Source organism: Staphylococcus sp. OJ82 (genome assembly GCF_000294465.1).
In the GTDB taxonomy this organism is placed as follows: Bacteria; Bacillota; Bacilli; order Staphylococcales; family Staphylococcaceae; genus Staphylococcus; species Staphylococcus equorum.
The window spans coordinates 353,040-374,263 of the sequence record NZ_ALPU01000010.1 but is presented as its reverse complement, the minus strand read 5'-3'; the positions used below and the strand labels follow the sequence as shown (position 1 = coordinate 374,263).

At 32.7% G+C, this 21,224-nt stretch carries 18 protein-coding genes; 15 read left to right on the top strand and 3 right to left on the bottom strand.

Annotation, left to right across the window (positions count from 1 at the left end):
* Nucleotides 1–264: 264 nt before the first annotated feature.
* The gene (rny, locus tag SOJ_RS09270; protein ID WP_002507826.1) at nucleotides 265–1,824 is read left to right on the top strand and encodes a ribonuclease Y; all 1,560 of its coding nucleotides are present in this window, start codon (nucleotides 265–267) and stop codon (nucleotides 1,822–1,824) included.
* A gap of 220 nt (nucleotides 1,825–2,044) precedes the next feature.
* On the opposite strand, the gene SOJ_RS09265 is transcribed toward rny, so the two are convergent.
* Nucleotides 2,045–2,263: a hypothetical protein gene (locus tag SOJ_RS09265; RefSeq protein WP_002507825.1), complete on the bottom strand. Its 219-nt coding sequence runs from the start codon at nucleotides 2,261–2,263 to the stop codon at nucleotides 2,045–2,047.
* A gap of 164 nt (nucleotides 2,264–2,427) precedes the next feature.
* On the opposite strand from SOJ_RS09265, the gene SOJ_RS09260 reads away from it, so the two are divergent.
* From SOJ_RS09260 to thiW, 10 genes are all read left to right on the top strand, one after another.
* Complete coding sequence (locus SOJ_RS09260) at nucleotides 2,428–3,216, top strand: TIGR00282 family metallophosphoesterase (RefSeq protein ID WP_002507824.1); 789 nt, start codon at nucleotides 2,428–2,430, stop codon at nucleotides 3,214–3,216.
* A gap of 113 nt (nucleotides 3,217–3,329) precedes the next feature.
* Nucleotides 3,330–5,090 carry a 2-oxoacid:acceptor oxidoreductase subunit alpha gene (locus SOJ_RS09255; RefSeq protein ID WP_002507823.1) on the top strand — a complete coding sequence of 587 codons (1,761 nt, stop codon included), beginning with the start codon at nucleotides 3,330–3,332 and terminating at the stop codon, nucleotides 5,088–5,090.
* Nucleotides 5,091–5,957: a 2-oxoacid:ferredoxin oxidoreductase subunit beta gene (locus SOJ_RS09250; RefSeq protein WP_002507822.1), complete on the top strand. Its 867-nt coding sequence runs from the start codon at nucleotides 5,091–5,093 to the stop codon at nucleotides 5,955–5,957.
* A gap of 193 nt (nucleotides 5,958–6,150) precedes the next feature.
* Nucleotides 6,151–6,786 (top strand): poly-gamma-glutamate hydrolase family protein, encoded by a 636-nt coding sequence (locus SOJ_RS09245; RefSeq protein ID WP_002507821.1) that lies wholly within the window; start codon nucleotides 6,151–6,153, stop codon nucleotides 6,784–6,786.
* Between the two features lie 106 nt (nucleotides 6,787–6,892).
* Nucleotides 6,893–7,276 (top strand): RrF2 family transcriptional regulator, encoded by a 384-nt coding sequence (locus tag SOJ_RS09240; protein ID WP_002507820.1) that lies wholly within the window; start codon nucleotides 6,893–6,895, stop codon nucleotides 7,274–7,276.
* A 72-nt stretch (nucleotides 7,277–7,348) separates the two neighbouring features.
* A complete protein-coding gene (locus tag SOJ_RS09235; RefSeq protein ID WP_002507819.1) occupies nucleotides 7,349–8,242 on the top strand; it encodes an NAD(P)/FAD-dependent oxidoreductase in 894 nt (297 codons plus the stop codon).
* A gap of 103 nt (nucleotides 8,243–8,345) precedes the next feature.
* Nucleotides 8,346–8,642, top strand: a complete 297-nt coding sequence (locus tag SOJ_RS09230; protein ID WP_002507818.1) for a thiamine-binding protein — start codon at nucleotides 8,346–8,348, stop codon at nucleotides 8,640–8,642.
* 221 nt (nucleotides 8,643–8,863) lie between these two features.
* Nucleotides 8,864–10,405 (top strand): tRNA (N6-isopentenyl adenosine(37)-C2)-methylthiotransferase MiaB, encoded by a 1,542-nt coding sequence (gene miaB / locus SOJ_RS09225; protein ID WP_002507817.1) that lies wholly within the window; start codon nucleotides 8,864–8,866, stop codon nucleotides 10,403–10,405.
* Complete coding sequence (locus SOJ_RS09220; RefSeq protein WP_002507816.1) at nucleotides 10,405–10,764, top strand: RicAFT regulatory complex protein RicA family protein; 360 nt, start codon at nucleotides 10,405–10,407, stop codon at nucleotides 10,762–10,764. Before miaB ends, SOJ_RS09220 begins: the two co-directional genes overlap by 1 nt.
* Before the next feature lie 34 nt (nucleotides 10,765–10,798).
* Nucleotides 10,799–11,296, top strand: a complete 498-nt coding sequence (gene thiW / locus SOJ_RS09215; RefSeq protein WP_002507815.1) for an energy coupling factor transporter S component ThiW — start codon at nucleotides 10,799–10,801, stop codon at nucleotides 11,294–11,296.
* A 184-nt stretch (nucleotides 11,297–11,480) separates the two neighbouring features.
* On the opposite strand, the gene SOJ_RS09210 is transcribed toward thiW, so the two are convergent.
* Nucleotides 11,481–11,786, bottom strand: coding sequence for a helix-turn-helix transcriptional regulator (locus SOJ_RS09210; RefSeq protein ID WP_002507814.1), 306 nt, complete (start codon nucleotides 11,784–11,786; stop codon nucleotides 11,481–11,483).
* Between the two features lie 49 nt (nucleotides 11,787–11,835).
* The gene (locus SOJ_RS09205; protein ID WP_002507813.1) at nucleotides 11,836–12,690 is read right to left on the bottom strand and encodes a hypothetical protein; all 855 of its coding nucleotides are present in this window, start codon (nucleotides 12,688–12,690) and stop codon (nucleotides 11,836–11,838) included.
* A gap of 142 nt (nucleotides 12,691–12,832) precedes the next feature.
* On the opposite strand from SOJ_RS09205, the gene SOJ_RS09200 reads away from it, so the two are divergent.
* The 4 genes from SOJ_RS09200 to mutL all read left to right on the top strand — a co-directional run bounded on the left by SOJ_RS09200 (nucleotide 12,833) and on the right by mutL (nucleotide 21,219).
* Nucleotides 12,833–13,795 carry an alpha/beta hydrolase gene (locus tag SOJ_RS09200; RefSeq protein WP_002507812.1) on the top strand — a complete coding sequence of 321 codons (963 nt, stop codon included), beginning with the start codon at nucleotides 12,833–12,835 and terminating at the stop codon, nucleotides 13,793–13,795.
* Nucleotides 13,796–13,875: 80 nt separating this feature from the next.
* Nucleotides 13,876–16,098 (top strand): beta-glucosidase, encoded by a 2,223-nt coding sequence (locus tag SOJ_RS09195; RefSeq protein WP_002507811.1) that lies wholly within the window; start codon nucleotides 13,876–13,878, stop codon nucleotides 16,096–16,098.
* Nucleotides 16,099–16,608: 510 nt separating this feature from the next.
* The gene (gene mutS, locus SOJ_RS09190; protein ID WP_002507810.1) at nucleotides 16,609–19,257 is read left to right on the top strand and encodes a DNA mismatch repair protein MutS; all 2,649 of its coding nucleotides are present in this window, start codon (nucleotides 16,609–16,611) and stop codon (nucleotides 19,255–19,257) included.
* 12 nt (nucleotides 19,258–19,269) lie between these two features.
* On the top strand, nucleotides 19,270–21,219 hold the full coding sequence (mutL, locus tag SOJ_RS09185; protein WP_002507809.1) for a DNA mismatch repair endonuclease MutL: 1,950 nt from the start codon (nucleotides 19,270–19,272) through the stop codon (nucleotides 21,217–21,219).
* Nucleotides 21,220–21,224: the final 5 nt, after the last annotated feature.

Sequence of the window (21,224 nt, the reverse complement as noted above, 5' to 3'; positions counted from 1 at the left end):
TATTTTTTTACATTAATATATGAATTTTAAAATATAATATGACAAATATTTTGCTATATAAGCTTTATAATATAAGTGACAACAATAATTATAGTGGAAATAGTGTAAAAGAGGAGACTCAAATATTGAATTAATGTGTCAGAAACCTTGACACTTCTTAGTTTAAAACCGTACAATTACATTGTATGATTCTTATATAACTTGATATAATCATATTGAAATTGATATACAGAGCAAAATCCTAGATAAAAAGGGGGTGTTTGTGTGAGTTTATTAGACCTCCTACTCATTTTGCTAGGTATTATTCTCGGAGTTGTTGTAGGGTACATTGTAGCCCGTAATCTATTGCATCAAAAGCAATTACAAGCAAGACAAACTGCAGAAGATATTATTGAACAAGGTAATAAAGAAGCAGAGAATACTAAGAAGGAAAAGCTCCTAGAAGCTAAAGAAGAAAACCAAATCTTAAAAGAACAAAGTGAAAACGAACTGCGTGAAAGACGCGGTGATCTTCAAAAGCAAGAAGCTCGACTTCTGCAAAAAGAAGAAAACTTAGAGCGAAAATCTGATTTATTAGAAAAAAAAGATGAGATTTTAGAGCAAAAAGAGTCTAAACTTGAAGAACGACAACAACAAGTAGATGCAAAAGAGAGTAGTGTTCAAACATTAATAAATAAGCATGAACAAGAATTAGAACGCATCTCTGGTCTCTCTCAAGAAGAAGCAGCACAAGAGCAACTTCAAAGAGTTGAAGATGAATTGTCACAAGATATTGCAATACTTGTTAAGGAAAAAGAGAAAGAAGCAAAAGAAGCAGTCGATAAAAATGCAAAAGAATTGTTAGCAACTACTGTTCAAAGATTAGCAGCAGAACATACTTCTGAATCTACAGTATCAGTTGTTAATTTACCAAACGACGAAATGAAAGGTCGAATCATTGGTAGAGAAGGAAGAAATATCCGTACATTAGAAACATTAACGGGTATTGACTTAATTATAGATGATACGCCAGAAGCGGTTATCCTCTCTGGTTTTGACCCAATCAGACGTGAAATTGCAAGAACTGCATTAGTAAATCTTGTTTCAGATGGACGCATCCATCCTGGACGAATAGAAGATATGGTAGACAAAGCTCGTAAAGAAGTAGACGATATTATTCGAGATGCAGGGGAACAAGCTACATTTGAAATAAATGTGCATAATATGCATCCAGATTTAGTTAAAATCTTAGGTCGTTTACAATATCGTACAAGCTATGGACAAAATGTATTGAAACATTCTATCGAAGTTGCACACTTAAGTGGTATGTTAGCGGCTGAATTAGGTGAAGATGTTACATTAGCTAAACGTGCTGGTCTACTTCATGATGTTGGTAAAGCAATCGATCATGAAGTTGAAGGTAGCCATGTTGAAATAGGTGTAGAATTAGCAAAAAAATATGCTGAAAATGAAACAGTAATTAACGCAATTCATTCCCACCATGGTGATGTTGAACCAACTTCAATTATTTCTATATTGGTAGCAGCAGCAGATGCATTATCAGCTGCGAGACCAGGTGCTCGTAAAGAGACTTTAGAAAATTATATTAGAAGATTGGAAAGATTAGAAACACTATCTGAAAATTATGATGGTGTCGAAAAGGCGTTTGCAATTCAAGCAGGTAGAGAAATTCGAGTTATTGTATCACCAGATACTATCGACGACTTAAAATCACATCGCTTAGCAAGAGATATAAAAAGCCAAATTGAAGACGAACTTCAATATCCTGGTCATATAAAAGTGACAGTTGTTCGTGAGACTAGAGCAATTGAATATGCAAAATAAATGTTAGTCATTGAATGTCTAACTAGAGACTGCCAACAAAGTCATAGGACTTGTTGGCAGTTTTTTGATGATTCGTATCATTTACTGTTTTATGATGTTATTTAAATAGTAAAAGAACTTCAAAGTCTCAAATAACAAAAAAGAGCCTTTAACTATAAAGTTAAAAGACTCTTTATCGATATATTGAAGTAAACTTCATTATACTAAGCAATTTATATGTTTATTTGTTTAATTCCAAATCTGCAACTTTAACTTCTTTGATAATTTCAGCTGTGTCATAGCAATTTGTAGCGATATTTGCATATCTTTCTGCTAAACGGTAAGCATTGATATATAGCTCTAGACTATCTTTTGCTATATCTTCTGCATCTTCACTTTTTGATGGGTTTGCTGTAACAACTAGATCAGCAAAATGTTGTGGATCGATATTAATTGACATGTATTACTTCCAACTCCTATATTGTGGATTAAAATAATTACTATAATGAGTTATACCCCCATTACAAAATATAAAACTTAAAAATTAAAGGAATATTTACTAAAGAGCCTTTTCAATGTAAATCATTTACATTAAACTAACATTAAGAGAGGATGAACAAGTAAATGAGAATATTATTTATTGGAGATATCGTAGGTAAAGTAGGTAGAGAAGCAATTAACACGTACTTGCCTAAGCTTAAACAAACGCATCGTCCTACAGTTACAATCGTAAATGCGGAAAATGCCGCACATGGTAAAGGATTAACTGAAAAGATATATAAAGAATTATTAAGAGAAGGCGTAGATTTCATGACTATGGGGAACCATACTTACGGACAACGTCAAATTTATGATTTTATAGAAAGTGCTAAGCGTATGGTTCGACCAGCAAATTTTCCAGATGAAGCGCCAGGTGTAGGTATGCGCATTATTCAAATTAACGATCTTAAATTGGCGATTATCAACCTACAAGGTCGTGCATTTATGCAAGACATAGATGATCCATTCAAAAAAGCAGATGAATTAATTGCTGAAGCACAAAAAGAGACAGATTATATATTTGTAGATTTTCATGCGGAAACAACTTCTGAAAAAAATGCAATGGGTTGGTATTTAGATAATAGAGTGAGTGCTGTAGTAGGTACACATACACATATTCAAACTTCTGATGAAAGAATATTGCCAGGTGGTACAGGTTATATTACAGATGTAGGTATGACTGGATTTTACGATGGTATACTTGGAATCAATAGAGGAGAAGTTATCACACGCTTTATTACTAGCTTACCACAAAGACATGTAGTGCCGGATGAAGGACGTAGTGTCTTGTCTGGTGTTATAATAGATATTAATAAAGATGGTAAAGCAACGCATATTGAACGCGTACTTATCAACGATGATCATCCATTTTAATTATCGTCCGTTAGTATGAATTTTAAAATAAACCACTCTTTACATAGTAATAGGGTGGTTTATTTTGATATGATTGATTATGAATTATTATAACCATTAGGAGGCAAGATGGTATGAAATCACAAGTATCATGGAAAGTTGGCGGCCAGCAAGGTGAAGGTATTGAATCAACGGGGGAAATCTTTGCTACTGCGATGAACCGTAAAGGATACTATTTATATGGATATCGTCATTTTTCAAGTAGAATAATGGGCGGACATACGAATAATAAAATAAGAGTCTCAACATCACCTGTACATGCGATAAGTGATGATTTAGATATATTAATCGCTTTTGATCAAGAAACAATAGAAGTTAACCATCATGAAATGAGAACAGATAGTATTATTATTGCAGACAGCAAGGCAAAACCAGAAAAACCTGAAGGTTGTCGTGCGCAACTCATAGTTTTACCATTTACGGCAACAGCAAAAGAATTAGGCACTGCCTTAATGAAAAATATGGTTGCTATTGGTGCTACATGTGCAGTAATGAAATTAGATATTTCAGCTTTTGAAACGCTTATTACTAATATGTTTACTAGAAAAGGCGAGAAAGTTGTCGAAATGAATATAGAGGCATTAAATGAAGGTTATCGTTTAATGATGGAGCAACTTAATGATGTTGAAGGTGACTTTGTTTTAGAAGAAACAGATGGAACACCACATCTATATATGATTGGTAATGATGCAATCGGCTTAGGCGCTTTATCAGCTGGATCAAGATTTATGGCAGCATATCCTATTACGCCTGCTTCAGAAATTATGGAGTATATGATTGATAATCTACCAAAAGTAGGCGGCACAGTTGTACAAACTGAAGATGAAATTGCTGCGGCAAACATGGCTATTGGATCAAATTATGCTGGCGTACGTGCTTTTACAGCTAGTGCTGGACCTGGACTTTCATTAATGATGGAAGCGATTGGTCTATCCGGTATGACAGAAACACCATTTGTAGTGATTAATACTCAACGTGGCGGGCCTTCTACAGGATTGCCTACCAAGCAAGAACAATCTGATTTAATGCAGATGATTTACGGTACACATGGGGATATCCCTAAAATCGTAGTTGCACCTACAGATGCAGCAGATGCATTTTATCTAACAATTGAAGCATTTAATTTAGCAGAAATGTATCAGTGTCCAGTGATTATTTTAAGTGATTTACAATTGTCATTAGGCAAACAAACTGTTGAAAAATTAGATTATAACAAAATAGAAATTAACCGTGGCGAAACAATCCAATCTGATATAGAACGAGAAGAAGATGACAAAGCGTATTTCAAACGTTATGCATTGACTGAGAGTGGCGTATCACCTAGACCTATTCCAGGTGTTAAAGGCGGTATACACCATGTAACAGGTGTAGAGCATAACGAAGAAGGTAAGACGAGTGAAGCGGCAGATAATAGACAACAACAAATGGATAAACGTATGCGTAAAACTGAGCATTTACTGATTAAAGACCCAGTAGAGGCAGATGAACAACATGATGAAGCAGACATCTTATATTTAGGTTTCATTTCTACTAAAGGCGCAATTCAAGAAGGTAAAGATAGACTAGAAGCGCAAGGCTTAAAAGTAAATCATTTACAAATTAGACAATTGCATCCTTTTCCTAAAGAAACACTTCAAAAAGCCATTGATAAAGCATCAAAAGTTGTAGTAGTAGAACACAATTACCAAGGACAACTTGCAAGCATCTTGAAAATGAATGTTACATTAGGTGATAAATTAGTGAACCAAACAAAATACGATGGTACGCCATTCTTGCCACATGAAATTGAAACAAAAGGACTTGAGATTGCCAAAGATTTAAAGGAGCTGGTATAAATGGCAACGTTTAAAGATTTTAGAAATAATGTTAAGCCCAATTGGTGCCCAGGTTGTGGAGATTTTTCAGTCCAAGCAGCGATTCAAAAAGCAGCAGCCAATATTGGTTTGGAACCTGAAGAAGTAGCAATCATTACTGGTATCGGCTGTTCAGGTCGTTTATCTGGCTATGTGAATTCTTATGGTGTACATGGTATACATGGTCGTTCATTGCCATTAGCACAAGGCGTGAAAATGGCGAACAAAGACTTGACTGTTATTGCTTCCGGAGGAGATGGTGACGGTTATGCAATAGGTATGGGCCATACCGTTCATGCATTGCGTAGGAATATGAACATGACATATATTGTAATGGATAACCAAATATATGGACTGACTAAAGGTCAAACATCACCTTCATCAGCGCCAGGTTTTGTTACAAAATCAACACCAAAAGGAAATATCGAGCAAAATGTTAAACCATTAGAGCTCGCGTTATCTTCTGGGGCAACATTTGTAGCACAAGGTTTCTCAAGTGATATAAAAGGACTTACAAAAATGCTTGAAGATGCTATTAACCACGATGGTTTTTCATTTGTGAACGTCTTTTCACCATGTGTCACATATAATAAAGTGAATACTTATGATTGGTTTAAAGAAAACCTTACAAGCATTGATGATATAGAAGGTTTTGATGTTACAGATAAAAGTAAAGCAACACAAAAAGTTTTAGAGTATGATTCGCTAATTAAAGGCATTGTTTATCAAGATACTGAAACACCTTCATATGAATCTCAAATTGAAGAAATGGAAGATACGCCATTAGCTGAAAGAGATATTCATATTGATGAAACGCAATTCAATGAATTAACAAAACAATTTGTTTAAATTGAAAGTATAGATAATACTAATATAGTAAAAATAATTAAATGATAGCATATAAGCTGATTACATACGGAGATGGATTGAGACACATTCAACACCGTATAGTATCAGCTTTTTTAGTAAATGAAGGAATAACATATTCTGATTTATAGTATTATAGAAACTAAATAGGGCTTTATACTTTGGAGGGAATACGATGATAGACCAATTTAATTCAATGACTGAACTTATGTTACATACAAGTGAAGGAGAAGATTGGGAAATTCATACGCGGCAAACAGCTCAGCCAATGATTATTACGGCAGTCCATGGTGGGGCGATTGAACGTGGAACAACTGAACTTGCTCAATCTATAAGCGAACGCGGTAACTATGATTTTTATACTTTTAAAGGGGTACGCCACAATAAAAATCACGAACTACATGTGACATCAAGACATTTCGATGAGCCCAAACTTTTACAAATGATCAATGACAATAGACATGCGATTTCTGTTCACGGTTGTATGGGTGATAAACCAGAAGTATATATTGGTGGAAGAGATCAAGCACTGATAAATTATATTAAACAATATTTATCTGAAATTAATATCATCGTTAAAGATGCGCCAACTCATATTTCTGGACTTCACGATGATAATTTTGTTAATTGTTGTCAACACAAAGCTGGCGTTCAGCTAGAATTAACTGCGCGTCTAAGAAAAAATTTCTTTATTAACAAAAGATATAATCTTTATGATAGGGAAAATCGAGATAATTGGTCTCCATTAATGACTAATTTTACGCAAGCAATTATTGACGCTGTAAACCATTATCAACATGAGCCCAATTAACCATTTATGATGTCATTCTGACCAACATTATAATTAATATTTGCAAAACAAAACATAATGAGATATTATAGATATATGATATCGATAATAGGAAGTTGATAAACAAATGAAATGTTCTAAGGCAACAGATTATGCATTACACGCTTTATTATTTATGATAAAAAGTAACGGTGATTCAAAAAAAATACCTGTACAAGACTTAGCAGCTGCATTGAAAGTTTCTACTACTTATTTATCTAAAATTTTAACACGACTTGTAAAAGCTGGGATAATTTCAGCAAATAGTGGTGCTAAAGGTGGCTATCAATTAAAAAATGGATGGCAAGAGGTTTCAATATATGAAATTATTGTAACTATTGATGGCAAACAAAGCTTACTAGAAGATAGTTTTAACCATGGTGAAGGTTGTTCTATTAAACAAATCATGGATGAAGCGGAACGTAGTTTAATAAATAATTTAGAACAAAAAAAATTAAAGGACTTAGCTTAATACTAAGTCCTTATATTATTCAATCAATTATAGATATTAAGAGTCTTTAAAAGATGTAAAGGAGTGGAGTAAATGGATTATGAAATCATAGTTATTGGTGGCGGTCCTGCTGGTTTAAGCGCAGCATTGAATTTTGGAAGAGGCATGATGCATACATTGGTTATTGATGAGGATAAACCACGAAATCGAGTGACATCAGAATCACATGGTTATTTAACGCAAGATGGTATTTCACCAACTGAATTCAAACAAAAAGCAAAACAAGATATTGCTAAATACAAAGATGTATCATTTTTAGCAGAACGTGTTTTAGATATTAAGCAAAACGATGACGGATTTGAAGTTTTTACCCCAGGACAATCATTTACAGCAAGACAAGTGTTACTCGCAACAGGTTTAAGAGAACGAGGACCAGATATACCTAGTTTCAATGAATTTTATGGACAATCAATATTTTATTGTCCATGGTGTGATGGCTATGAAATGCGTCACCGTAAATTGGCTATCATTTATACAGTTGAGATGATGGCACATATGGTTAAATTATTAAGTAACTTTTCAAAAGATCTTATCGTTTTTACAAATGGTGAAAGTGTTACAACCGAAGATAAAGCATGGCTTAAAGCTAAAAACATTGATATATATACCGATTTCATTGCTGATTTAAATGGTGAAAATGGTCAATTGACTCATATTACATTAGCAAATGATGAAAAAGTTGAAGTTGAAGGTGGATTTAGCCAAATGCAATGGGATACTCATTTTGATTTCTTGAAAAATTTGAGTTTAGAGCGTGATGAAAATGAAAAATTTGAAGTCAATGCATTTGGTGAAACTTCAATTAAGCATTTTTATATTGCAGGAGAAACGAAAGATAATTTCGCTGGCCAAATTATAGATGCAGCGGCCAATGGCGGTATGGTTGCTAAAATGATAATGATGACACAAATCAATGAAGATTTTTAAAATATATCTTATGAGATAAATGATTAACGCTTTATATCTATGCCTTGAACATCTTATTTGATAAACTAAAAGATAAATAAAACATATAAGGGGCTGAAGTGATATGCATGATACGTTAATGAGTGTCCAAATTATTCCGAAAACTGCTAATGGTGAAGATGTTATACCTTATGTTGATGAAGCAATAAAAATAATTGATGATTCTGGTTTGGCTTATAGAGTTGGACCACTAGAAACGACAGTACAAGGTGAGATGAATGAATGTTTGATCTTGATTCAAAAGTTAAATGAGCGTATGGTCGAATTGGAGATACCGAGTACGATTAGTCAGGTTAAGTTTTATCATGTTCCTGAAGGTATTACAATCGAGACACTTACTGGAAAATATGACGAAATTTAAAAAATATAGAATAAAGAAAAGCGATTCAACATATCAAGATGTTGAATCGTTTTTGCTTATTGGGAAAGACTTTTGCACTTTGGGGCTAAATTTAATATAATGAAGTAATGATTATGGATAAAGTTATAGAACTTTGAACGACTAGGTTGAAATACCAAAAAATAAAACATATTTTAAAACATGTGTTCATAGTTTATATGATATAGAAAGGATTTTGTAGAGTGAATGAAGAGCAAAGAAAAAGTACTTCTATAGATATTTTAGCCGAACGAGATAAGAAGACTAAAGATTATAGCAAGTATTTTGAGCATGTCTATCAACCACCAAGTTTAAAGGAAGCACGTAAACGTGGTAAAGAAGAAGTGAACTATAACCGTGATTTCCACATAGATGAAAAATTCCGCAATATGGGTCAAGGGAAGACCTTCTTAATTAAAACATATGGTTGTCAAATGAACGCGCATGATACAGAAGTCATGGCTGGTATTTTAGGCGCTTTAGGTTATACTGCTACAGAAGATATTAATCATGCTGATGTGATTTTAATTAACACATGTGCAATACGTGAAAATGCAGAGAGTAAAGTGTTTAGTGAAATTGGTAATTTAAAACACTTAAAACGAGAAAAGCCAGAAACAGTTATCGGTGTATGTGGTTGTATGTCACAAGAAGAATCAGTTGTTAACAAAATTCTTAAATCATACCAGAACGTTGATATTATTTTCGGAACACATAATATTCATCGTTTACCAGAAATTTTAGAAGAAGCTTATTTATCTAAAGCGATGGTAGTAGAAGTATGGTCAAAAGAAGGAGACGTTATTGAAAACCTTCCTAAAGTAAGAAAAGGTAATATTAAAGCTTGGGTAAATATTATGTATGGCTGTGATAAATTCTGTACATATTGTATTGTGCCTTTTACAAGAGGTAAAGAGCGTAGTAGACGTCCAGAAGATATCATTGCTGAAGTGAGAGATTTAGCACGCCAAGGTTATCAAGAAATTACGTTGCTGGGTCAAAACGTTAATGCTTATGGTAAAGATATAGAGGGCTTAGAATATGGTTTGGGTGATTTATTAGAAGATATTACACAAATTGATATACCAAGAGTGAGATTTACTACAAGTCATCCTTGGGACTTTACGGATCGTATGATTGAAGTTATTGCAAACGGGGGCAATATTGTACCGCACGTACATTTACCAGTTCAATCAGGTAACAACGCAGTATTAAAAATTATGGGGCGTAAATATACACGTGAAAGCTATTTAGATTTAGTAAATAGAATTAAAACGAAGATACCTAACGTGGCATTGACTACAGATATTATTGTAGGTTATCCAAATGAAACTGAAGCACAATTTGAAGAAACTTTAACATTGTATGACGAAGTTGAATTTGAACATGCATATACTTATATTTATTCACAAAGAGATGGTACACCAGCAGCGAAGATGAAAGATAATGTGCCTTTAGAAGTGAAGAAAGATAGATTACAACAATTAAATAAAAAAGTGGCTTATTATTCAGAACAAGCTATGAAGCAATATGAAGGCAAAGTAATCCAAGTATTGTGTGAAGGTGCCAGTAAGAAGGATAATGCTGTGTTAGCGGGTTATACTTCTAAAAATAAACTTGTTAACTTCAAAGCGCCTAAAGAAATGATAGGCAGAATTGTTGATGTACAAGTTGACGAAGCGAAGCAATTTTCATTAAACGGTACATTTTTACGTGCGAGTGAAAAAGCAGTGGTGACTCAATAATGTATGAAAAAGATGACATATTAGCTGAAGCAAATCGCATTAGTGAACGAATCAAATCATTGGATACAGTTAAAGATTATCACACTGTTGAACAACAAATTCATTACAATAAAAATATTGAACAACGCATGAAAGATTTAAAAAAAACACAAAAGCAATCCGTAAATTTACAAAATTACGGCAAAACAGAAGCTTTAAAACAATCTGAAGGTAAAATACAAGGTATTGAACAAGATATTAATGTGCTACCTATAGTGGAAGAATTCAGAGAATCGCAAACTGAAGCTAACGATTTATTACAAATGATGATAAGTACAATGTCTGATCGTTTGAATCAACATGAGCAAAATGAGGACTAGCAAGTAATGTACTTTCAGGAAAGGAATGAACCGAATGAAGTCAATTAAGACGAAAAGGTTAACATTAACCGCAATATTCATCGCTATCAATGTCGTGTTGAGTAGTATTATTGTCATTCCGTTAGGCCCGATTAAAGCAGCACCTATTCAACATTTAATTAATGTACTATGTGCCGTGTTTGTTGGCCCTTGGTTTGGACTAGCTCAAGCATTTATTTCTTCTGTATTACGTATGATTTTTGGTACTGGTAGCTTCTTCGCCTTTCCTGGAAGTATGGTAGGTGTACTACTCGCAAGTGGTTTTTACCATTACCGTAAGCATATCTTTATGGCTGCGGTAGGGGAAGTGATAGGGACAGGTATTATTGGTAGTATAGTTTGTATTCCATTAGCCTGGATACTTGGCTTTTCTAACTTTGCTATTAAACCGCTAATGTTAGCATTTATCGTTTCAAGCATTATTGGTGCTATCATCAGTTATATATTATTAATGATATTGAAAAGAAAAGGTATATTAAAACGCTTCTTATAAGCTATATAAGATTTACGATACGAGATTAAGACTCAAATAATTAATCATGAAGTTTTTGGATGGATAACGAAACAAGTTATGACATGCTAATATTCTTGATTACTTATAGAGACTTGGTCTCGTTTTTATGAATAAAGACTTATGACTACTTTACTTTTACAATCTTGATAACATTAAAGGTATTTTATGTTTTATAATTTTTTAAGCGGTATTGTTTTGGAGTTAGTCCAATAGAACGTTTAAAAACTTTAATAAAGTAGCTTTGATCTGAAAAGCTGAGCTGATGAGCTATTTCAGAAATGGATAAACTTGAGTTATCTAGCCATAATTTAGCTTCTTCTAGTTTTTTCTCTGTAATATAGGCACTTATCGTAATACCAACTTCTTTCTTGAATAAATGAGATAAATATTTTGAACTTAAATTTACATGCTTTGCTAATATATCTAAAGTTAAAAGTTGATATAAATGGTTATAAATATATTGTTGCACTAAATTAATGGGCTGTGAATATTTATCACTGTTTAATTTTTTTACTTGATTAGCAAATTCTATAAATATATTCTACTGATTTTAATAAGTCAATTTCCTTTTCTACCTCTATCTTTTGGATGAGTATATCACTCATTGAGTAAGCTACTTCATAGTGTAATCCACCTTCGATTGCTGATCTACTCGCTATGGCTACTGCAGAAATAGCTAAATTTTTATCATTACGAGTAAGATTATCAGGCATAACTACCCCAACTTTTTCTAAATCAATTGTATTTTTAAAAATATTTTTTATAATATCAATATTTCCTTGTTTTATATATTCATTAAATTTATTTTCTAATAAAATATCATGATGTAATTGTTCATTAAGACGTTTAATTGAAAGCTCGAAATCAATATCATTTTCTAAGATTAACGTATTAAGTGATTGTTCTTTAATAGCTAATGGAGATAGTTGTTTGTTAAATAACAGAAAATAAACCAGTTGCCCCATATTAATGAGGTCATTTTTTTTATAGATAGGGATGGAGTTAAAATAAATTCTTAAATTCTTTTTTAAATAAAGTGTCACTTTATAACGCTTTATATAATCATAAAAAAGACTGTTAGTCACTTCTTCTAACACACAAGGCCCTATAGTTAAGTCAAAGTATGTTGTTCGTAAACATAAAAAACATTCTATATCATTAAGTGATTTGATGAAGGGTATTTCAAAAATAGATTCATTTTCAGTAAATAGTTCTTGATAAAGTCCATCTGTGGGAAGAAAAGGGTTTTCCCGATTTACAAACTTAAATTCTTTAATAGTGATATTTGCCTTGCTTATTGAAATATTCATACCAGTATTTTCTTGTATCATTTTACAAATATAATCAAGTTCATCTTTTTTTTCATATTTCATAAAGCTTCCTCCCTTATTGATAGAAAATATACTATTTTTATGGAAAAAGTGCAATTAAATCTTTTGGGAAAAGAATAGAATAAGAGATATAAGAAAAGATTTATTTATTACGCTGTTTGTAAATAAAAGGAGTGACGCTACTGTGGATATAGTAAGAAAAAAATTAAGTGAAGATAAAAAAGAAAATGCTATAAATAGTATGAAGTTATTAACTAAACTTCCTGGGCCTGTATTAGAATATTTGATTAGATTCAATCTTAAAACTTTTAGAAAAGCTATGGAAAATCAAGATCAAAAACTATTAAATTACAGTCAACCAATTTATAAAGAAACGTATAAAATTTACGGTTGGAAAAATTTAATTTCATTAAATATATATCGAAATGATAGCAACGCGGATGGCAAGAAACCGCTACTTTATTTTATTCATGGTGGTGCATTTATTGGTGGTTCTTCCTATGTAAATGATAATTTCATGAGAGCACTTGCTGATAGAACAGGTTACGTTATTGCGAGTGTAGATTATACTTTATCACCTGAAGCTAAATATCCAGAAGGGTTAAACGATTGCTATAAGGGCTTAAACTATTTATTGAAATACGCGAGTGATTTTGATATTGATACAACTCAAATTAGCATAGCGGGGGATAGTGCAGGCGGTAATTTAGCAGCGGCATTAATATTAAAATTAGCAAAAGAACAGATTAAAATCCAAAACCAAATTTTATATTATCCTTTGACAGATTTAGTTTCTTTAGACAAACCCAGCTATAAACAACAAGGTGCAGCTTTTCAAGGCATGAAAAAACTAATTTTCGTATGTCAACGTTTATATTTAAAGAACAAAAAGGACAAACACTTACCTTATGTATCACCATTAAGAGCAAATATACCACCTGAAATGCCTAATACTTTAATTATGGTAGCTGAAAATGATGGGCTAAAAAGTGATGGTATAGAATACGCTGAGTTATTAGAAAAATCTGGGCATAAAGTATCATGCCTATTATATGAAAATGCTTATCACGCATTCATAAATAATCTTGGATATTCACCTGAAGCTGATGATGCACTTGAAGAAACAATTCATTTTGTGACAAACTAAACAAGAAAATTTTGACAAGTAAACAATTTATTTGGAGCGACGCAAATTTCGTAATACTTATTTTAAGGGAGAAATGTCTTATGAAAAACAATGAAATAATTAAAAATTTATCGTTAGTAGAAAAAATTAAAATTGTAACTGGTCATGCATTTTGGTATACGCATGACCTAGAAGATAAAGGATTAAATGCACTACTACTAACTGATGGTCCTTCTGGGGTAAGAAAGCAAGAAGAGGGAGCTGATGCTTTAGGCTTAAATCAAAGCATAAAAACTATTAGTTTTCCAAGTTTAGCACTAATTGCTAGTTCATTTGATAAAAATTTGCTACGTCAATATGGTGAATATTTAGGACAAATCGCAAAAAGTGAAAAAGTTAATGTGTTGTTAGGTCCTGGTATAAATATTAAAAGAAACCCTTTGGCTGGTAGGAATTTTGAATACATGTCTGAAGATCCTTTAGTAGCTGGTAAGCTTGCAACAGCTTATATTAATGGTTTACAGTCTCAGGGTATTGGGTCAAGTGTAAAACACTTTGCCGCTAATAATAGAGAGAATCAACGATTTACCAATTCTTCTAATATAGATGAACGAACACTGAGAGAAATTTATCTTAGTGCATTTGAAACAGTTGTAAAATATGCTCAACCAGCTACGATTATGAGTTCTTATAATGCTATTAACCATGTTCCCGTTTCTGAGAATAAATGGCTACTTACAGATGTGCTGAGAAATGAATGGGGATATCAAGGTGTCGTTGTCTCTGACTGGTCGGCGGTGAAACATCGTTCCAATTCATTAAAAGCAGGGCTGAATTTAGAAATGCCTGGTAAGGGACAAAGCACATTGACTGAAGTAACAAATGCTGTAAAAAATGGCGAATTGGACGAGCATATACTAGATATCTCAGTGGATCGTGTTTTAACGTTAATTAAACAACATCAAATCAAAGATGAAGCGCAGTCTTATGACAAAGCGAGTTACCATGATTTCTCAAGAGTACTAGCAAGTAAAAGTATTATTTTATTAAAAAATGAAAACAATAACCTACCAATAAATTCATCATCTTTAGGCTTGATTGGTGAACTTGCAGCTAAACCAAGAATTCAAGGTGGCGGTTCTTCTAAAGTTAATCCATATAACATTGTAACACCGTTGGAAGCTTTTAATAAACATCAAGTTGAATATGCTCAGGGTTATTACATTAGTAATCATGAAGTAAATCAAAAGCTTCAACAAGAAGCAGTAAAAGTAGCGCAACAAAACGACCAAGTAATATTATTTTTAGGCTATCCTGAAAGTTATGAAACTGAAGGATTCGATAAAAATGCTTTAGCATTACCAGACAATCAATTAACATTATTAGATGCAGTAACGAGAGAGAATCAAAATGTAACTGTTGTTTTACAAAATGGTGGGACAGTACTTATGCCTTGGGCACATAAAGTGAAATCTATTGTAGAAACCTATTTATCAGGTGAAGCAGTAGGAGAAGCAATCAAAGATGTCTTAACTGGTAAACAAAATCCAGCAGGTAAATTAACAGAAACTGTTCCAAAACGACTTGAAGACGTTCCCTCGTATTTAATATTTAATCAAAGTAAAGCAGAAGAAGATTACAGAGAAGGCATATATGTAGGTTATAGATATTACGATACAAAACATATCAAAACGCAATTTCCATTTGGCCATGGTTTAAGTTATACAACCTTTGAGTATTCTAATATCAAAATTGCTCCTCAAGAAAAGAGCTTGAAAATTAATCTGGATATCAAAAATACTGGGAAAATATTTGGGGAAGAAGTTATACAAGTTTATATTGGAAATCGTGCAAGTGATATAGATATGCCACTCAAAGAACTTAGAGATTTTGAACGTATTGCTTTAGATGCAAACGAAGCAAAAATAATTACATTTGATATACCTTATAAAGCTTTGCGCTGGTTTAATAATAATACAAGACAGTGGCAAATAGATGATGGAGAGTACGTAGTATATGTAGGTTCTTCAATTGAAGATATCAGATTAGAGCAATCAATTACTTTAGATATAACTAATCAAACAAAATCGTATTGGATTCATGAAGATACTTATGTATATGAATTAGTGTTAAAAAAAAATGAAATCAAACAATCACTGAAACAATATCAATTAGATGAACTCATAGGTAAGGTGACAGAAGATCCAGAACTTGCGCCACTTTTTGAAAATTTACCATTACGTTCACTTATAATGCTCGATATGGATATAGCGACAGTACATGACTTTATCAATGCCGCAAATGAAGAATTAAAGCATAAATAATTATATGTAAATTGATTGTTATAAAATGCAGCGCAATTTAATTTATTTAGTATTTTTATACTATACGATGTTGCAATATGATTATTAGGATTTGTAGTATAAATACAAAACCCCTCACTGTGCCAGTAGTGAGGGGTTTTGTTCGTGTGGCTTTATCATTACATTTGCATAGACAATATACATATAACATATACGCATCAATATAGTTTGAATACTTAAAATTAAGTTTTTTCTAAAAACGCTTATAAAAGCGTTTGATAATAATTAAGCTTTAAAGCTATGATTGAATAAATAGGCGTAATATCTAAAGTTATGTTAAAATTTAAGAGTTAAATTAACTAATTAAGTTAAAGAAAATTAAATGGATAGCGATAACATAAATGCTAATTTTTACTAAATAGATAAATGTAAAAACATTGATATAATGCAACTTACATATTCAAAATTAAGTATAATCCAAATTGATAATTTAAAAGTAAGAAACTAATAGAAGGATTGTGAAATATCAAAATGACTAACCAAACTCCTATGATGCAACAGTATTTAAAAATAAAATCACAATATCAAGATTGTCTATTATTTTTTAGATTGGGCGATTTTTATGAAATGTTTTTTGATGATGCGAAAGAGGCGTCAAGAGTATTAGAAATCACTTTGACGAAAAGGGATGCAAAAAAAACGAACCCAATACCGATGTGTGGTGTACCTTATCATGCAGCAGATGGCTATATTGAAACATTGATTAGCAATGGATATAAAGTAGCTATATGTGAACAAATGGAAGATCCAAGACAGACTAAAGGTATGGTTCGTCGTGAAGTTGTTAGAATTGTTACTCCTGGAACGGTAATGGATAAAGGTGGCGTTGATGAAAAACAAAACAACTATATATTGAGTTTTGTGAAAGATAGTGCCGCTTATGCATTAAGTTATTGTGATGTTTCAACTGGAGAGTTGAAAGTTACACATTTCGAAGATGAAGCGACGCTAATGAATGAAATTACAACTATTAATCCTAATGAAATCGTCGTAAACGAGAATATTGGTGATGATTTAAAACGACAAATCAGTTTAACAACTGAAACGATAACGGTATTATCGGAAATTTCAGATGCACAATATAATGTAAATACTATGAAAGAACACAACTTGTTTAATGCGACACAATTGTTGTTAGATTATATATATCACACACAGAAAAGAGATTTATCCCATATTGAAGCAGTTGTTAAATATGAAGCGGTAGACTTTATGAAAATGGATTTTTACGCTAAACGAAATTTAGAATTAACAGAAAGCATTCGTTTAAAAACTAAAAAAGGAACATTGCTCTGGTTAATGGATGAGACTAAGACGCCAATGGGTGCCAGACGATTAAAACAGTGGATTGATAGACCACTTATCCATAAAGCACATATAGAATCTCGTTTAGATACAGTAGAACAGTTTCTTAATCATTTCATCGAAAGAGATACATTAAGAAATCATTTGAATCAAGTTTATGATATTGAACGCTTAGTAGGCCGTGTAAGTTATGGTAACGTCAATGCACGTGATTTAATTCAGTTGAAACATTCTATTTCAGAAATCCCAAATATTAAAAATCTACTTAATGATTTTGATGAACAGATGACTGCACAATTTAAAGCGCTAGAGCCTTTAGAAGAATTACTTGGCTTACTAGAAGAAAGTTTAAAAGAAGAACCACCAATCTCTGTAAAAGAAGGTGGCCTTTTTAAAACTGGTTTTAATAGTGAGTTAGACGAGTATTTAGAGGCATCTAAAAATGGAAAGTCATGGCTAGCTGAATTACAGGCAAAAGAACGCCAACGTACTGGCATTAAATCGTTAAAGATTAGTTTTAATAAAGTGTTTGGTTACTTTATTGAAATTACTAGAGCGAACTTACAAGGTTTCGACCCAACAGCATTTGGATATCATCGTAAGCAAACATTATCTAATGCAGAACGTTTTATCACAGATGAATTGAAAGAAAAAGAAGACATTATTCTTGGTGCTGAAGATAAAGCAATCGAATTAGAATATCAATTGTTTGTTCAACTAAGAGAAAAAATTAAAACCTATACAGAACGTTTACAAAAACAAGCAAAAGTTATATCAGAACTTGATTGTTTACAAAGTTTTGCAGAAATTGCACAAAAATATAACTATGCACGTCCAACTTTTAGCGAAGACAAAACACTACAATTAACCAATTCGCGTCATCCGGTTGTCGAACGCGTGATGGACCATAATGATTATGTGCCAAATGATTGTGAATTAGATCAAGATACATTTGTCTATTTAATAACTGGGCCTAATATGTCTGGTAAATCCACATATATGCGCCAAGTAGCCATAATTAGTATCATGGCTCAAATGGGAGCATACGTCCCTTGTGAATCGGCAACGCTCCCAGTCTTTGACCAGATATTTACAAGAATAGGCGCCGCAGATGATCTTGTATCAGGTAAAAGTACATTTATGGTTGAAATGTTAGAAGCGCAAAAAGCACTCGCACATGCGACAGAAAATAGTTTGATTATTTTTGATGAAATTGGGAGAGGTACTTCGACCTACGATGGATTAGCACTTGCACAATCAATGATAGAATACGTTGCGAATACGTCTCATGCTAAGACACTATTTTCTACCCATTATCATGAGTTAACAACTTTAGATCAGTCTTTATCTTGTTTGAAAAATGTGCATGTAGCAGCAAACGAATACAAAGGTGAACTTATCTTCTTGCATAAGGTTAAAGATGGTGCAGTAGATGATAGTTATGGTATTCAAGTAGCTAAATTAGCACATCTACCTGACGAAGTAATTTCACGTGCGCAAGTCATATTAGATGCGTTTGAACAGACTGACAAACAAGAAAACCAAGTCGTAGTTAACAAACTTGAAGTAGACTCAAGTATTCAAGATGCACAATACTCAAATGTAGTAGAACCAGTTGCAACATATCCTGAGCAATCGGAATATGCAAAACAGGATGATAAAAAAAATCAATTTGAACAAACAGCATTTGAACTATTTGATGCGCCGGTCGAGCAATCTGAAATAGAAAATGAAATTAAGACGTTGAATTTATCTAATATGACACCGATAGAAGCATTAATTAAATTAAGTGAATTACAAAAACAATTGAAATAGAGGTGAAGTCAAATGGGTAAGATTAAAGAGTTGCAAACATCATTAGCGAATAAGATTGCTGCTGGGGAAGTTGTTGAACGTCCAGGTTCAGTAGTCAAAGAGTTATTAGAAAATGCCATTGACGCCCAAGCGACTGAAATCAATATCGAAGTTGAACAATCTGGCGTAGCATCTATTCGTGTCGTTGACAATGGTACGGGTATTCATATAGAAGATTTAGGTCTCGTCTTTCATCGACATGCAACAAGTAAACTAGATGCAGACGATGACTTGTTTCATATTCGCACACTTGGATTCCGTGGAGAAGCGTTAGCAAGTATCTCTTCTGTGTCCAAAGTGACACTGAAAACATGTACAGATAATCAAGAAGGCCAAGAGATTTATGTGGAAAATGGTGAAATTCTTAATCAAAAACCTGCAAAAGCGAAACAAGGTACTGATATATTAGTTGAATCGTTATTTTATAATACACCAGCGCGCTTAAAATATATTAAAAGTTTATATACTGAATTAGGTAAAATTACAGATATCGTAAATCGTATGGCGATGAGTCATCCAGATATCCGTATTTCACTTATTTCGGATGGTAGAACGATTCTAAAAACAAATGGTTCAGGACGTACAAATGAAGTTATGGCAGAAATATATGGGATGAAAGTGGCTAAAGATTTAGTACACATTACGGGTGAAACAAGCGACTATCGCTTAGAAGGCTATGTTGCTAAACCAGAACATTCCCGAAGTAATAAACATTATATATCTATTTTCATTAATGGTAGATATATCAAAAACTTTTTAATAAACAAAGCAATTTTAGAAGGCTATCATACACTGTTAATGGTTGGCAGATTTCCAATTTGTTATATTAATATTGAAATGGATCCGATACTGGTCGACGTCAATGTGCATCCAACTAAATTAGAGGTACGTTTATCTAAAGAAGATCAGTTGTTTGAACTGATCGTAGAAAAAATACGAGAAGCTTTTAAAGATCGTATTTTAATACCACAAAATGATATGAATAAATTGACGCAGAAAAATAAAGTGCTGGATAAATTTGAACAACAGAAAATTGATTTTGAGAAACGCAAACAGCAAAGAGATGCTACACATTCAACGAATTTGAATTTTGACCTTGATGATAATCAGCCCAATGAAACAAAACAATCTAATCAATCCTTAGATAATACACTCTCAAGTCCGAATACCACTCCAGACGATTCCTATTCAGTGCAAGAATCGAATTATGATTATGCTAAGACGCAAAGAGATGTGTTGAATGATATGGAAGAACAAGATATTACTGATACATTAGCACCTTCTGAAGATGTAGCAGAAGCATCAGATATTAAAGGAAGTATCAGTAGCAATCCTTCACAGCGTATACCTTATATGGAAGTCGTAGGTCAAGTGCATGGCACATATATTATTGCGCAAAATGAGAACGGTATGTTTATGATTGATCAACATGCTGCACAGGAACGAATTAAATACGAATATTTTAGAGAAAAAATAGGCGATGTCTCTAATGAAATACAAAATTTATTAATTCCTTTAACTTTTCACTTCTCAAAAGACGAGTTGATGATTATCAATCAGCACGTAGAAGAATTAGATAAAGTAGGCGTGCATTTAGAACCGTTTGGTGGTAATGATTATATTGTTGATAGTTATCCAGTGTGGTTTCCTGCTGCTGAAGCGGAAGAAATTATTAAAGATATGATTGAGTATGTCTTAGAGCATAAAAAAGTGAATGTTAAAAAAATACGTGAAGAAGCTGCTATTATGATGAGTTGTAAGAAATCAATTAAAGCAAATCACTATTTAAAAAATAATGAAATGGCAGATTTAGTAAATCAATTGAGAGAAACAGAAGATCCGTTTACATGTCCACATGGCAGACCGATAATCATTAATTTTTCAAATTATGAATTAGAACGCTTATTTAAGCGTATTATATAGGAGGT